The organism is Streptomyces cinereoruber (assembly GCF_009299385.1).
Lineage (GTDB): Bacteria > Actinomycetota > Actinomycetes > Streptomycetales > Streptomycetaceae > Streptomyces > Streptomyces bikiniensis.
The window spans coordinates 6,045,353-6,059,183 of record NZ_CP023693.1; the positions used below are offsets into that span (position 1 = coordinate 6,045,353).

A 13,831-nucleotide genomic window follows, 5' to 3' on the forward strand; every position below is an offset into this window, starting at 1 on the left:
GGAGTTCCGTGGACGACGGGGGGACGGGGCGTACCGCGTCCAGGAGGACGCCCGCGGGGGCGTCCGGGAGGGCGCCGTGGCCCAGGTCGGTCCGGAAGGAGGGGTTCCAGTGGGTCGCGAGGGACGCGGCGAAGCCGCGCTCCGCGACGGTGCGCGGCGCGTCCACGACCCGCTGCACGGGCGGCAGCGACCGCCACGCGTCACCGGACGCCACCGCGTTCTCCACGGCGGCCTCCGCCCCGCGAGGCACAGCGGCCTCCGACCCGCGCCGCTTCCGCGGGCGCCACCTCTCGAACATCCCCACCGTCTCCGACCTCCCTTCCCGTTCCTGTGCCTACTCCCGCGACCGCTCCACCAGCGACGCCGCCCGCGCCACGTACCCGCGCCGGTCCGCGTGTTCCAGATCGAGGATGTCGTCCATGCCCCAGTGGAAGTGGAAGGCGAGGTACGCGGTCTCCTCCTCGATCCGGTCGGCCGGGTACGTCACGATTCCCCCAGGCGGCTCCCGGCCAGCTCGACCTCGAAGGACTCCTCGCAGTGCGGGCACGCGACGGCGGCCCTGGTGTGGCCCTCCGCGTTGATCTGCCGGTAGAAGTCCTGGAGGAACGCCAGGTCGGAGGCGAACATCCCCTCCACCGTCCCGTCGTGGACCGCCGGGAGCGTGCCGAGCCGGGTGATGACCCGGCCGAGCAGCACCACGGACAGATAGGCCGGGTTCTCGCGGACCCGGACGTCCCGCAGCGGGACCAGCTCGTCCCTGGCCGTGGCCAGCCGCATCGCCCCGTCGCGGTGCACGGTGCCCGCCTCGTCGACGAACCCGCGCGGCAGCTCGAACGCGAACTCCGTACGGAGCGGTTCGTGCGGGCTGTGGTCCTGCCGCGCCCCCGCCGTTCCCTCGCGCCGCATCAGCCGATCGTCAGCTCTTCGAAGGTGATGGTGACCTGCTCGGTCAGGGCCGCGGCCTCACCGGCCTTGGCCCCGCTCACCTCCACCTTGGTGCACCAGGCGTTGCGGAGGTTGTACCGCTTCACCGGGTTGAGCTGGTAGTCCATGAAGATGATGGACGCGTTCTTGCGGGCCGCGCCCATGTCGCCCGCGATGGAGGACGCGATCCACTGGCTGAAGGCGGCGGACTGCGTGGCGCCGCGGGTCACCGTGCACTCGCCGGCCTTCTTCACGCCGGGGAGCTTCTTGACGATCGGCTTGCCGTCGGCCGACACCTGCTGGTACTCGATGACGTCCTGCTCCATCGTGAGGCTGCTGACCTCCTGCAGGGTCTCGACCATCACTCCGTCGATCTGCAGGCCGAAGTTGTGGGAGGCGAGGGCGTCGCCCGCGGCGAGGGACATGAGGGGTCACTCCTGTTCGTGTGGAGGGTCCACGGGCCGGATCGGATCGGATCGGATCGGGCCGGGCTCCCGTGGACCGGGGAGAGGGGGTTGGCTTACGGAGGGGGAGGGCGGTGCGGAGGGGGTCACTCCTCCAGCTCGCCGCCCCCGCCCTGGAACTGCGCGAGGCGGAAGACCACGAACTCGGCCGGCTTCACCGGGGCGATGCCGATCTCGCAGACCACGCGGCCGAGGTCGATCGACTCCGGCGGGTTGGTCTCCTCGTCGCACTTCACGTAGAACGCGTCCTCGGCGCGCTGGCCGAACAGGGCGCCCTGGCGCCACTCGTTGACGAGGAACGCGGAGATGTTGCGGCGGATGCGGGCCCACAGCGCGTGGTCGTTGGGCTCGAAGACGACCCACTGCGTACCCACGAGGATGGACTCCTCCAGGTAGTTGAAGTAACGGCGCACGTTCAAGTAGCGCCATGCCGGGTCGGACGCGAGGGTGCGCGCGCCCCACACGCGGATGCCGCGGCCCGGGAAGGCGCGGATGCAGTTCACGCCGACCGGGTTGAGCAGGTCCTGCTCGCCGCGCGTGATCTGGAGCTCCAGATCGACCGCGCCGCGCACGATCTCGTTGGCGGGGGCCTTGTGGACGCCGCGCTCGGCGTCGTTGCGGGCCCAGACGCCGGCCATGTGGCCGGACGGCGGCACCGTACGGGCCTGGCCGGTCGCCGGGTCGAACGACTTGATCCACGGGTAGTAGAGCGCCGCGTACCGCGAGTCGTAACCGGCCACCTCCTGGCGCCACTTGCGGACGTCGCGGGCGTTCAGGGCGGGCGGCGGGTCGAGGATCGCCATCCGGTCGCCCATCAGCTCGCAGTGCGCGATCAGACCGAGCTGCACGGCCTTGACCTGCTCCAGGTCGATGAGCCCCTGCTGGTAGGCGGCCATCAGGTCCGGCACCGCGACCATGTTGACCTCGTCGAGCGCCTCCAGGCCGCCGAAGCCGGTGCGGTCGGCCGAGTCGCCGATGAACCGTCCGGAGTCCAGCGCGGCGGCACCGGCCGTCGTCCGCGCCGCGACCGGCACGGGCGCCCGTGCGGGGGCGGGCGGGGTCAGGGTCACGGTCTGCGCGTCGGGCCTGGCGAGCTGCCCGCCCGCCGCGGCCTCCTCCAGGACGATCGTCTTGGAACGCTGCTTGACCTGCGCCACCACGTAGTTGCGGGCGCTCTTCTTGGCGGAGGCGTCGAAGCTCTCGACCACCTTCTCGCCGTCCTTGACGACCAGCTTGAAGCGCTCGGCCTCGCCCTCGACGTCCTGCACCTCGACGGTGAGCGCCCCGCCCGCCCCGGTCCCGGCGGTCAGCGCGGCGACCCGGAAGGAGCCGAGCGCCACGGCCTCGCCGGCCACGAGCTCCCGCGGCGCGTCGGCCCCGTCGGCCCCGGCGCCCGCCCCGGTCCCGGCGTCCCGCGCGGAGCCCGCCGCGTCCCCGCCGCCGACGCGCACGACGTACGCGGCGCTGCCGCCGTTGTTGAAGAAGCCGTACACCGAGTGGGCGAGGTAGTACCCGTCCGTGAAGTCGCCGAACGCGGCGACGTACTGGGACCAGTTGGTCACCAGCACCGGCTCGTCGAGCGGCCCGGTGGGCGCGAGTCCGACGAACGCGGCGACCGAGGTCCCGATGCCCTCGATGGGCCGGGAGCCGCCGGCGACTTCCTCGATGTAGACGCCGGGGGACAGATAGGTGGGCATGGCGGGGACTCCTGGATGGGCGGACGGGCAGGCGGGCGGGCGGTTCGTGACGGGCCGGGTCCGGACGGAACGGCTCCGGCGAGGCGGGGCCGGCGGAACGGGTCCGCTCGCCCTCCCCGCGGCCGTGGACAGCGGTCGTACGCTTCCGACCCTGCCGTCCCGACCCCGCCCGGACCAGGGAGGAAGGGGCGGTCGCGGGGGCAGCCGCCGCTGCCCTCACGGACACCCCGCTCCCGCCGGACCCGTCGCCGGACCGGCGGACGCCGACCGCGCATGCGACGGCACGGGCCGGGGTAGTACGGCTCCGGTGACGACCGGCCCCAGGCCGCTTCGGGCCGCTTCGGGCCGCGCCGAGCCGCCCCGGAGTGCGCCGGGGCACCCCGTCCTGCCCCGGACCGGGGACGTTCGGGCAACCGGACGCCACCCCCGCGCCCCTAGCCTTCGCCCATGACCATGTGGACCTCTCTGGACCCGGCCGAGACGACTGTCGAGCCAGGGGCCCGGACCTCCGCGCGCCTGCGCGTGCGGAACACCGGCGACACCGTGGAGGAGTACCGGCTCTCGCTGGTGGGCAGGCCCGCGGGCTGGTCCCGGGTGGAGCCCGACGTCCTCCGCCTCTACCCGGGCAGCGAGGGGACCGCCGAGATCTCCTTCGCCCCGCCCCGCTCGTCGGACGTGGAGGCCGGGCCGGTCGCGTACGGCGTCCGCGTCGACCCCCGGGAGAACAGCGGAGCCCGCGACGTGGTGGAGGGCCGGCTGACCGTCACCCCCTTCACCGAGACGCGCGCCGAGGTGCTGCCGCCCGCGCTCTCCGGGCGGCTGCGCGGACGGGCCCGCATCGCCGTGGACAACCTCGGCAACACCCCGTTGACCGCCTCCCTCGTGGTGCGCGACGAAGCGAACCGGCTCACCTTCGACGTGCGGCCGAACGCCGTGCAGATCGCCCCCGGCCGGGCCGCCTTCGGCGAGCTCGTGGTCCGGCCGCAGGCCGTGCGCTGGACCGGGGCCGAGGAGGCGCACCGGTTCACCGTGTCCGTCCGGCGGGCCGGCGACGACACCGCCCTCGACCTCGACGCCACCTTCGACCAGCGCCCCGTCTTCGGGACCTGGCTGGTGGTGGCGGGCGGACTCCTGATGACCGCCGCCATCGCCTTCGGCGTGCTCTGGTTCGGCTTCTCGCCGAAGATCGTCAGCGCGGCCAAGGACCTCCGGGCGACGGGCGAGCCCCGGCCCGCCCCGCAGGGCGGCGGGGACGCGCTCCCCGTCGCGCCCCCGCCCTCCGCCGCCGGGCCCACCCCGGGCGGGGACGGGCCCGGCGGCGCCGCCCCGCCCCCGGCGGACGGCGGAACGCCGCCGCCCGCCGGGGGAGACGGCGGCTCGGGCGGCGGCCCGACCGAGGGCGGACCGGCCGGCGGCGGCTCGGGAGGCGGTACGGGCAGCGGTACGAGCGGCGGTTCGGGCGGTGACGGCGGAGGGAACGGGCAGCCCGCGGCCCCGCCCGTCGCCGCGCCCGTACCGCCCTGGGTGCCCGGCTCCCCGAAGGACCTCGTCGTCGAGTTCGCCCAGGAGCGCCTCGCCCACCTGGGGTCCACCAACCCCTGCCGCCTCAAGCAGGGTTGGAGCCCCGGCGTGATCGACGCGCCGACCCGCGCCTCCCTCGCCTGCTACCAGCAGGCCGTCGTCGACGACGGCGAGAAGAACGGCAAGAACTCCGCCGAGATCTTCAAGACGGACGACAAGGGCACCCTAGGCCCGGCCACGCTCACCTCCCTGTGGGCCCAGGGCATCACGCCCGAGAAGGTGCGCTCCGGCTCCACCACCTGGGAGACCACCCAGCTGATGGCCGCGTTCTGGGCGGCCTACAACCGGCACTACAGCGAGGCCGACCTCACCCGGGCCCGCATCAACGCCCAGTACGGCATCGACCACTTCCGTACGGGCCGGGACGCGACCAGCACCTACAGCAGCCAGGTCGAGACGAAGATCCGCGACTACCAGGCGGCCGTCGGCCTCGAACCGTCCGGCACCGTCGACTGGCCGACGCTCCGCAAGATGATCGGCGGCAGCGTCATGTGAACCCGGCGACCCCGGTGACTCCGGTACGCGGAAGGGGGCCACCCGCACGGGTGGCCCCCTCTCGCGTGCTCGCCGGGCGTCACGGCGCCCAGGGCAGCCCCGCGTCCGGCACCAGCCGGCCCGCCTTCCGGTACTCGCGCCGCGCCCCCTCCCGTACGTCGGCGCCGGTCACCGCCGCACCGCGGGCCGCCGCCAGATAGCCGGCCGTCACCGCCGCCGACCGGATCGCCCCGCCCGCCAGCTCGAACTCCTCCGCGCAGCGCGCGACCTCCGCGTCCACGTCCGCCGCCCTCGGCGTGTCCGCCAGACAGGAGCGCCAGAGCGACACCCGCTGAGCGGCGTCGGGGAACGGGAACTCCACGACCAGGTCGAGCCGGCGCGTGAACGCCTCGTCGATGTTCGACCGGAGGTTGGTGGTGAGCACCGCGAGCCCGTCGAACGCCTCCAGGCGCTGGAGCAGGTACGCGCTCTCCAGGTTGGCGTACCGGTCGTGCGAGCTGCGCACCTCCGACCGCTTCCCGAAGACCGCGTCGGCCTCGTCGAAGAGCAGCACGCAGTCCGTGCGGTCCACCTCGGCGAAGATCCGCTCCAGGTTCTTCTCGGTCTCCCCGACGTACTTGTCGACCAGTGACGACAGGTCCACCACGTACAGGTCCAGGCCCAGTTCGCCCGCGACGACCTCGGCGCCGAGCGTCTTCCCGGTGCCCGACTCGCCCGCGAAGAGCGAGACGACGCCGCGCCCGCGCCCGCCGCCGGTCCGCAGCCGCCACTCGCCGAGCACCCGGTCCCGGTCGCGGGCCCGCCCGGTCAGCTCGCGCAGCAGCCCCAACGGCTCCTCGGGGAGCACCAGATCGGCGAAGCCGACGGCGGGCCGGACCCGCCGCGCCCGGCTGTCGAGCAGCGGCGCGGAGACCAGCCGGGCGCTGTGCCGCACGTGCGCGAGGGTCGGAGCGGTCCCCTCGAACGCGGCGAGGGCCCGCGCCGTACGGGCCGCCCGGCGGATCTGGTCCTCGCCGAGGCGGTACGCGGCGGTGGCCCGGTCCAGGTCGGAGTCGTCCTCCAGCGGGCCGAGCTCGCGCCGCCACAGGTCGCCGCCGCCCGTCGCCCCGCCCGGCGCGTCCAGGGCGAGCAGAACGGCGCCCGTCGCCCACCGGGGGTCGGGCGCGTCGGTGCCGGCGAGGACCACCGTCACGTCGGACGGGACCAGCGCGCGCACCAGCGGCCCCGGGTCCGGCGGCAGCGGCTCGACGACCACGGCGGCCTCGCGCAGCCGGGCCTCGCGCAGCAGAGCCCGCACCGTAGGCACGTCCACGGACTCCGGCCGGTACCGCAGCACGGGCCGTCCGGCGCCCCGCAGCGCGGCGGCCACCGCCGCGGCCCCGGCTCCGGGCACGCGCTCCCGCAGGTGTACGGCGACGGGCCCGGCCGCGGCGATCCGCGCCCCGAGCGCGGAGGGCTCCGGGGGAGCACCAGCGACCACCGACGGCGGCATCAACTCGACTCCTCTTCCCAGGAGTTCCGCGTCGAGGCGCCCGTCGTCGCCGAGGAGGTGGGCCACCACCCGCTCCGGCACGCCCAGCGCCCGCCCCGGCAGCGGCCGGTCCTCGTCCGCCACCTCCAGGAGGCCCCCGGCGCGCAGCGGGGCGGCCGGGTGGAAGCGGTCGCGGCCGGCCGGGTCGGAGGGGCCGGTGCCGGCCAGGTCGAGGGCGAGCGCCACGGTGGCGCGGCGCCGGCCGACGTCGTCGTTGAGATAGCCGTAGAGCGTCTCGAAGCCCCGGTCCACCTCCGGCGCGAGCGCCACGAGGAGGATGTGCGCGTCGAGCGCGGAGAGGCCGAAGGCCCGCGCGAGCCGGGCCGTCCGGCCCGCCCCGCCGATGTCCGGCAGGACGGGGTCCGCGCCCCGCACGGCGTCGCCCGCGTCCCGTACCGCGGTCCGGCGGGCCGTCTCCTCGCCGACGTACAGCCCCCGCAGCGGGTCGCCGGCCGTGGGGTCCCCGGCGCTGCGGGCCTCCACGAGGGCGGCGACCCGGGCGCGCAGGGCGGCGATCAGACCGAGCACGCCGCCGCCGTCGCCCGTACCCGTACCCGTACCGTCACCCGTACCCGTACCCGTACCCGTACCCGTACCGTCAGCGCCCACGGCCGGCACCGTCCTCGCCCCTCACGGCGGGGGCCGCCGGCCGCCGCAGCATCCGGGGCCTGGAGTCGCCCGGTACGCCGTCGATCCCGCGCACGACGAGCTCCGCGCCCACGGTGACCGGCGGCGCCGCCTCGTACACGGGGGTGACCGGGAACGGCGTGACGACCACGACGTCCAGGGACGGCTTGAGCTCGCCGCCCAGCGCCGACCAGATGTCCGCGAGCGAGCGCGACTCGGCCGGCGGCACCGCGACGGAGAGAGGAAGCGTCGTGGAGACCGGGCGCACCGACTCCGGCACCGCGTCCTCCGGCAGCACCTCGTGGGGCAGCAGGAGCGCCAACGCGCCGGACAGGAGCCGGTGTTCGTCCTCCGGGCGGGCGGTCCAGGCCGTCACCAGGTACGAGAGCCGGAACCAGCGCGTCGGCCGGCGGTGCCGCGTCACGATCCCCCGCGCGTCCCGCTCGGCGAAGGCGCCGCGCTCGCGCCGCTCCACGTCCTCCCGGATGTCGTACAGATAGGCGTTCAGGGTCGGCGCGGTGCGGCGGGCCGCCCAGTCCCGGGTCGGCGCGTCGAAGGCGACGTCGCCGGTCACGGCGGGCGCGAGGAGGCGGCGCAGCGCCTCGTCGATCTCGTGGATCATCAGATGTAGCCTTCGCGGAGCGCGTACGCGACGGCATGCGCCCGGTTGGTGAGCTGGAGACGGGTCATCAGCGCGTGCAGGATGTTCTTGACGGTGCGTTCGGAGTAGGCGAGCCTCTCGCTGATCTGCCGGGTGTCCAGGCCCTCGGCGAGCAGCCGCAGGACGTCCACCTCGCGCGGCGCCATCCCGAAGAGCGGCGCCGTCCCGCCGGCCGTCGCGCCCGCCGCCGTCGCCCGACGGAGCCGGCCCACCTGGTTCAGGAGCCGGCTGACCAGGTCCGGCGGCAGCTCTCCCTCGCCGCGCGCCGCGCTGTGCACGGCGCTCAACAGGCGTTGCTCGGTGGCCTGGTGGCGCCAGATGATGGCCCGTACCCCGTACTCGACCACCGACAGCAGGTCCGGTTCGCGCAGCTCGCCCGCGACGAGGACGACCCGCTGGTCCCGGCCGCGCAGCAGGCGCCGCAGCTCGGCCGTGGTGGACTCGTCGATCCGGTCGGCGAGCATCACGGCGACGGCGGGGGAGTCCCGTTCCCTCTCGACCCGCTCCCCCTCGGCCCGTTCCCTGTCGGTCCGCTCCCCCTCGGTCCGTCCCCTCCCGGCCCGTTCTCCGTCGCCCCGCTCCTCCCCGGCCCGTTCCCCCTCGGTCCGCTCCGGCAGGACGTCGAGGGACGGCTGATGCCGCAAGTGGCTGATCAGCCCGGCCCGGCTGAGCGGATCGGACGCGTGGACGGTCACCGTCACCCGCTTGGTGAGCACTTCCGCTACCTGCTCCTTCTCGCACGCCCCGGCCGTCCGGGCGTGGTCGGGCGTCCGGTACGGAAGGCGGGGCGGCCGCGCCGGTGCCCCCGGGCCGGTGTACGGCACGCACGGCAGTCCCCCGCGGTCTGCTGGCCGTGGCCGGCGCAGGCCGGCCACGATGGTCGGCACCAGCCTGCCGTGCGCTGCTCACGTCCCGCTGCCGTCGCGCTAACGCTCCCGCCGCGGCCGTTACCGTCGGCGTGACGCGCGTCACCGCCCGGGTGCCGGAGGCCGGGGATGCGTGATCATGGCCGGATGGATGCTCGTTTCCTCGGGATTCCCGAGCTGGCCGAAGTCCCCTCCACGGCCGTCGTGGTCGACGTCATGCGCGCCTTCACCGTGGCCGCCTGGGCCTTCGGCCGGGGAGCGGAGCGGATCGTGCTCGCCGGTTCGCCGGACGAGGCCCTGGCGCTGAAGGCCCGTCACCCGGACTGGGTGGCGCTCAAGGACGGCCCGCCCGCGCCCGGGTTCGACGCCGTCAACTCGCCGGGCCTGCTGCGCTCCGCCGACCTCGGCGGACGGACCGTCGTGCAGAAGACCACGGCGGGGACGGTCGGCGCCCTCGCGGTCAAGGACGCGCCGCTGGTGCTGTGCGCCGGCTTCGTGGTGGCGGAGGCGACGGCCCGGCTCCTGCGGGCGCGCGGGTGCGACGACGTCACGTTCGTGGTCACCGGCGAGGACGGGCGCGCCGAGGAGGACCTGGCGTGCGCCCAGTACATCGCGGGGAGGGCCGCCGGTACCGGGACGGACTCGGCCGGGTTCCTCGACCGGGCCGCGGGGTCGCGGGCCGCCGCCGAGCTGACGGAGGGCGTACGGGAGGGGGCCCATCCCGACGACGTGGCGCTCTGCCTCGAACTCGACCGGTTCTCCTTCGCCATGGCGGCGGCCGTGGAGGACGGGTTCATGGTCCTCCGCCCGTACGCCGTGCCCTCGGACTGACCGCCACCCCGGCGCCGGGGGCCCGGCCTCCGCTTCCGGGGGCGCGGCGCGCGGTTCTATGGTGGGCGGCGCAGATCGCGCGGACCGCGCGGTCCTGACGCGGGCACGCGCCCGATCCGGCGGCCATCCCGGCGGCAGGGTCGCCCCCGCACGACACGAACGAGGAGTTCCATGGACATCGCAGGCTCCGCCGCTCTCGTCACCGGCGCCGCCTCCGGCCTCGGTGCCGCCACCGCCGCCGCGCTCGCCGCCCGGGGCGCCACCGTCTACGGCCTGGACCTGGACAAGGCCGTGGCCGCCGCCGGGGACCTCCCCGAGGGCGTCCGGCTGCTCGCCGCCGACGTCACCGACGAGGAGCAGGTCCGCGCGGCCCTCGCGGAGATCGACGCCGACGGGGCCGAGCTGCGGCTCGCCGTGAACTGCGCCGGCATCGCCCCCTCCGCCCGGATCCTGGGCCGCAGGGGGCCGCACGACCTCGACCTGTTCCGCGCCGTCGTGAACGTCAACCTGATCGGCACGTTCAACGTGATGCGGCTCGTCGCCGAGTCCATCGCCCGGCACGAGCCCGACGCGCACGGACAGCGCGGCCTCGTCGTCAACACCGCCTCGATCGCCGCCTTCGAGGGCCAGGTCGGCCAGATCGCGTACGCCGCCTCCAAGGCGGGCGTCGCCGGCATGACCGTCACCGCCGCCCGCGACCTCGCGCAGTTCGGCATCCGGGTCGTCACCGTCGCCCCCGGCATCGTGGACACCCCGATGATGGCCGGGTTCACCGAGGACGTCCGGGCCGGTCTCGCCGCGAGCGTCACCTTCCCGCAGCGCCTCGCCCGCCCGGAGGAGTACGCCCGGCTCGTCACGATGATCGCCGAGCACGACTACCTCAACGGCGAGACGATCCGCATGGACGGCGCGCTCCGGATGACCGCGCGCTGACCCTCCGTACCCTCGGAAAAGCACTGGGTGCCGGATTCGTCCGGCACCCAGTACCGCGGACGTGTCCCTCCAGTGCTAGTTTCGACGCATGGGAACAGCGTCGACGAACTCCACGAAGCCCGCGATGCGGGACTCCCTCATCGCCGCGGCCTTCCAGCTCTTCCTGGAGCGGGGCTACGAGCAGACCACCGTCGACGACATCGTGACCCTCGCGGGCGTCGGCCGGCGGTCCTTCTTCCGGTACTTCCCGTCGAAGGAGGACGTGGTCTTCCCCGACCACGAGCAGTGCCTCGACGACATGACCCGCTTCCTCGCGGCGAGCGCCGACTCCGACGACCCGATCGTCCGGGTCTGCGGCGCCGCCCGGCTCGTCATGCGGATGTACGCCGAGAACCCCACCTTCTCCGTGCAGCGCTACCGGCTCACCCGTGAGGTGGCCGGGCTCCGCACGTACGAGCTGTCGGTGGTCTGGCGGTACGAGAAGACCCTCGGCGACTACCTGCGCACCCGCTGGGCCGACCGCAGGGACGGCACCCTGCGCGCCAACGTGGTCGCGGCGGCCGTGGTCGCCGCCCACAACCACGCCCTGCGCCACTGGCTGCGCTCGGGCGGCGAGGGCGACCCGCTGGCGGCGGTGGACGAGGCCCTGGAGTTCGTGCGCGCCACCTGGAGCTCCGCCCCGGCCCCGGACGCCCCGGCCGAGGAGACGGAGGACGTCGTGGTGGTCATCACCAAGCGGTCCACCCCGATGTGGCGCGTGGTGCGCGAGGTGGAGTCGAGCCTCGGCGAGGGCTGAGGGGCGTCCGGACGCCGCCGCCCGGCGCCCGGGGATCTCAGTATCTCCAATTGAGGGAACTCAGGTCTTTATTTGATGGCACTCAGTGCCATATCTTTGCTCCATGCACGGTCGAGCCGCCGAGTGCGAGGAGAAGGCATCGTGTTCCACACGGGACTGAGGAGCGGGACCGCCGTCCAGGCCGAGGAGTCGGCCCCCGACTCCGAGCTCTACTTCCAGCGCTGCCGCTGGTGCCACACCACCACCTTCCAGCGACTGCTCTGTCCGACCTGCGGGTCGACCGACCTCGCGCCCGAACTCAGCGGGGGCGAGGGCGTGATCTCCGTACGGCGCGGGGTCGCCGCGGCCGACGCCGACCTCTGGCCGGTGCACATGACGGAGGGCTTCGTGGTCCGCTGCCGGGTCGACGGACCGCCGCACGCGGTGCGCCCCGGGGCCCGGGTCAGGCTCTTCTCGGGCGTCGGAGTCTCCGGCCGCCGCCCCGTCGTCCGGCTCTGCGAAGAGGTCCCGCTCGACGGCTGGATGTGAGCGGGCCCTCCGTCCCACCTCACGGGAAAGGGGCGGTTGGGTGGCACAGAGTGCCACCCAACCGCCCCTTTCCGCTGCCTGAGGTCAGCGGGTGCCGATCTCGTCCGTCAGCTGCGGCAGCACCTCGAAGAGGTCGCCGACCACGCCGTAGTCCACGAGGTCGAAGATCGGGGCCTCCGGGTCCTTGTTGACCGCGACGATCGTCTTCGACGTCTGCATGCCGGCCCGGTGCTGGATCGCGCCGGAGATGCCCGCCGCGACGTACAGCTGCGGCGAGACCTGCTTGCCGGTCTGGCCGACCTGGTTGGCGTGCGGGTACCAGCCGGCGTCCACGGCGGCGCGGGAGGCGCCGACGGCCGCGCCGAGCGAGTCGGCCAGCTTCTCCACGACCCCGAAGCCCTCGGCCGCGCCGACGCCGCGGCCGCCGGAGACCACGATCGCGGACTCGGTCAGCTCGGGACGGCCGGTGGAGACGCGCGGGGTGCGCGAGACGACCTTCGCCGCGTTGCCCGTGAAGGCGACGGAGACGTTCTCGACCGTGCCGGCGGCCGGGGCGGCCTCCGGGGCGGCGGAGTTGGGCTTGACGGTGACGACCGGCACGCCCTTCGAGACCGTCGACCTCACCTGGTACGAGGCGGCGAAGACGGACTGGGTGGCGACCGGGCCGTTCTCGCCGGCCTCCAGCTCCACGGCGTCGGTGATCAGACCGGAGCCGAGGCGGAGCGCGACGCGGGCCGCGATCTCCTTGCCCTCGCCGGAGGAGGTCACCAGGACGGCGGCCGCCCCCTTCTCCTTGGCGATCTGGGTGAGCGCGTCGACCTTCGGGACGACGAGCTGCTCGGCGAACTCGGCGCCGTCCGCGACGTACACGGTGGCCGCGCCGTACTCGCCGGCGGTCGCGGCGATCGACGCGGCGGCCTCGCCGGCGCCGAGGACGACGGCCGAGGGCTCGCCGATGCGGCGGGCGATCGTGAGCAGTTCGAGGGCCGGCTTGCGGACCGCACCGTCGGCGTGGTCCACGAGAACCAGGATCTCAGCCATGATTCGTTGCTCCTGTGTGGGTGTCGTGCCGGGGCGGGTCAGATGAACTTCTGGGCGGCGAGGAAGGCGGCGAGCTGCTTGCCGCCGTCGCCCTCGTCCGTGACGATCGTGCCCTGGGTGCGGGGCGGACGCGGGGTCGCGGAGTCGACCAGGGTCCAGGACCCGCCGAGGCCGACCTCGTCGGCGTCGACGTCCAGGTCGTCCAGGTCCAGCTCCTCGACCGGCTTCTTCTTGGCGGCCATGATCCCCTTGAAGGAGGGGTAACGGGCCTCGCCGGACTGGTCGGTGACCGACACGACGGCCGGCAGCGGGGCCTCCAGGAGCTCGGTGGCGGCGTCGCCGTCCCGGCGTCCCTTCACGGTGCCGTCCTCGACGGAGACCTCGGAGAGCAGGGTGACCTGCGGCAGGCCCAGGCGCTCGGCGAGCAGCGCGGGCAGCACGCCCATGGCGCCGTCGGTCGAGGCCATGCCGCAGACGACCAGGTCGAAGCCGGTCTTCTCCAGGGCCTTGGCGAGGATCGCGGAGGTGGCGAAGACGTCCGAGCCGTGGATGTCGTCGTCGTTGACGTGGACGGCCTTGTCGGCGCCCATCGACAGCGCCTTGCGCAGCGCGTCCTTGGCGTCGTCCGGGCCCACGGTGACGACGGTGACCTCGGCGTCGTCCGCCTCCTCGGAGATCTGCAGGGCCTGCTCGACGGCGTACTCGTCCAGCTCCGAGAGCAGGCCGTCGACGGCCTCGCGGTCGGTCGTCAGGTCGTCGGCGAAACCGCGGTCGCCGGTCGCGTCGGGGACGTACTTCACACAGACAGCGATCTTCAGGGTCACGGCCTGTCTCCTTTCAACAGCTCAACGGTCGT

The 13,831-nt window shown here is 74.4% G+C and carries 14 protein-coding genes; 5 read left to right on the plus strand and 9 right to left on the minus strand.

Annotated elements, in window-relative coordinates:
* Window positions 1-334: 334 nt before the first annotated feature.
* From CP977_RS34215 to CP977_RS27285, 4 genes are all read right to left on the minus strand, one after another.
* On the minus strand, window positions 335-487 hold the full coding sequence (locus CP977_RS34215) for a DUF6760 family protein (RefSeq protein WP_167308971.1): 153 nt from the start codon (window positions 485-487) through the stop codon (window positions 335-337).
* Entirely contained in the window at window positions 484-906 is a 423-nt protein-coding gene (locus CP977_RS27275; RefSeq protein WP_062751602.1) for a hypothetical protein, read from the minus strand. The genes CP977_RS34215 and CP977_RS27275 overlap by 4 nt, the downstream gene beginning before the upstream one ends.
* Window positions 906-1,349 (minus strand): phage tail protein, encoded by a 444-nt coding sequence (locus CP977_RS27280; protein WP_062751601.1) that lies wholly within the window; start codon window positions 1,347-1,349, stop codon window positions 906-908. The genes CP977_RS27275 and CP977_RS27280 overlap by 1 nt, the downstream gene beginning before the upstream one ends.
* 125 nt (window positions 1,350-1,474) lie before the next feature.
* Complete coding sequence (locus tag CP977_RS27285) at window positions 1,475-3,085, minus strand: phage tail sheath family protein (protein WP_062751600.1); 1,611 nt, start codon at window positions 3,083-3,085, stop codon at window positions 1,475-1,477.
* A 447-nt stretch (window positions 3,086-3,532) separates the two neighbouring features.
* Here CP977_RS27285 and CP977_RS27290 point away from each other — a divergent pair, with 447 nt between their 5' ends.
* Window positions 3,533-5,161, plus strand: coding sequence for a COG1470 family protein (locus tag CP977_RS27290; protein WP_062751599.1), 1,629 nt, complete (start codon window positions 3,533-3,535; stop codon window positions 5,159-5,161).
* Between the two features lie 79 nt (window positions 5,162-5,240).
* On the opposite strand, the gene CP977_RS27295 is transcribed toward CP977_RS27290, so the two are convergent.
* From CP977_RS27295 to CP977_RS27305, 3 genes are read right to left on the minus strand one after another with little or no spacing between them, the layout of a single operon-like run.
* A complete protein-coding gene (locus CP977_RS27295; RefSeq protein WP_152370981.1) occupies window positions 5,241-7,301 on the minus strand; it encodes an ATP-binding protein in 2,061 nt (686 codons plus the stop codon).
* The gene (locus tag CP977_RS27300) at window positions 7,291-7,941 is read right to left on the minus strand and encodes a Pvc16 family protein (RefSeq protein WP_062751598.1); all 651 of its coding nucleotides are present in this window, start codon (window positions 7,939-7,941) and stop codon (window positions 7,291-7,293) included. The genes CP977_RS27295 and CP977_RS27300 overlap by 11 nt, the downstream gene beginning before the upstream one ends.
* A complete protein-coding gene (locus tag CP977_RS27305; protein WP_152370982.1) occupies window positions 7,941-8,696 on the minus strand; it encodes a helix-turn-helix transcriptional regulator in 756 nt (251 codons plus the stop codon). The genes CP977_RS27300 and CP977_RS27305 overlap by 1 nt, the downstream gene beginning before the upstream one ends.
* A gap of 297 nt (window positions 8,697-8,993) precedes the next feature.
* Between CP977_RS27305 and CP977_RS27310 the strand changes: the two genes are divergently transcribed.
* The 4 genes from CP977_RS27310 (at window position 8,994) to CP977_RS27325 (ending at window position 11,934) form a co-directional block, all read left to right on the plus strand.
* Window positions 8,994-9,677 carry a 2-phosphosulfolactate phosphatase gene (locus CP977_RS27310; RefSeq protein WP_152370983.1) on the plus strand — a complete coding sequence of 228 codons (684 nt, stop codon included), beginning with the start codon at window positions 8,994-8,996 and terminating at the stop codon, window positions 9,675-9,677.
* 171 nt (window positions 9,678-9,848) lie between these two features.
* A complete protein-coding gene (locus CP977_RS27315) occupies window positions 9,849-10,610 on the plus strand; it encodes an SDR family NAD(P)-dependent oxidoreductase (RefSeq protein ID WP_062751595.1) in 762 nt (253 codons plus the stop codon).
* A gap of 88 nt (window positions 10,611-10,698) precedes the next feature.
* A complete protein-coding gene (locus CP977_RS27320; protein WP_062751594.1) occupies window positions 10,699-11,406 on the plus strand; it encodes a TetR/AcrR family transcriptional regulator in 708 nt (235 codons plus the stop codon).
* 141 nt (window positions 11,407-11,547) lie between these two features.
* Entirely contained in the window at window positions 11,548-11,934 is a 387-nt protein-coding gene (locus tag CP977_RS27325; protein ID WP_152370984.1) for a zinc ribbon domain-containing protein, read from the plus strand.
* 84 nt (window positions 11,935-12,018) lie between these two features.
* Here CP977_RS27325 and CP977_RS27330 read toward each other — a convergent pair whose 3' ends face one another.
* Window positions 12,019-12,975, minus strand: coding sequence for an electron transfer flavoprotein subunit alpha/FixB family protein (locus tag CP977_RS27330; protein ID WP_062751592.1), 957 nt, complete (start codon window positions 12,973-12,975; stop codon window positions 12,019-12,021).
* A 38-nt stretch (window positions 12,976-13,013) separates the two neighbouring features.
* Complete coding sequence (locus tag CP977_RS27335) at window positions 13,014-13,799, minus strand: electron transfer flavoprotein subunit beta/FixA family protein (protein ID WP_062751591.1); 786 nt, start codon at window positions 13,797-13,799, stop codon at window positions 13,014-13,016.
* Window positions 13,800-13,831: the final 32 nt, after the last annotated feature.

What these genes read in the sequence shown, in the direction of transcription:
- CP977_RS27285 (WP_062751600.1), bottom strand. Translation starts at nt 3,085, where the DNA reads ATGCCCACCTATCTGTCCCCCGGCGTCTACATCGAGGAAGTCGCCGGC.
- CP977_RS27300 (WP_062751598.1), bottom strand. Translation starts at nt 7,941, where the DNA reads ATGATCCACGAGATCGACGAGGCGCTGCGCCGCCTCCTCGCGCCCGCC.
- CP977_RS27280 (WP_062751601.1), bottom strand. Translation starts at nt 1,349, where the DNA reads ATGTCCCTCGCCGCGGGCGACGCCCTCGCCTCCCACAACTTCGGCCTG.
- CP977_RS27290 (WP_062751599.1), top strand. Translation starts at nt 3,533, where the DNA reads ATGACCATGTGGACCTCTCTGGACCCGGCCGAGACGACTGTCGAGCCA.
- CP977_RS27310 (WP_152370983.1), top strand. Translation starts at nt 8,994, where the DNA reads ATGGATGCTCGTTTCCTCGGGATTCCCGAGCTGGCCGAAGTCCCCTCC.
- CP977_RS27320 (WP_062751594.1), top strand. Translation starts at nt 10,699, where the DNA reads ATGGGAACAGCGTCGACGAACTCCACGAAGCCCGCGATGCGGGACTCC.
- CP977_RS27315 (WP_062751595.1), top strand. Translation starts at nt 9,849, where the DNA reads ATGGACATCGCAGGCTCCGCCGCTCTCGTCACCGGCGCCGCCTCCGGC.
- CP977_RS27275 (WP_062751602.1), bottom strand. Translation starts at nt 906, where the DNA reads ATGCGGCGCGAGGGAACGGCGGGGGCGCGGCAGGACCACAGCCCGCAC.
- CP977_RS27330 (WP_062751592.1), bottom strand. Translation starts at nt 12,975, where the DNA reads ATGGCTGAGATCCTGGTTCTCGTGGACCACGCCGACGGTGCGGTCCGC.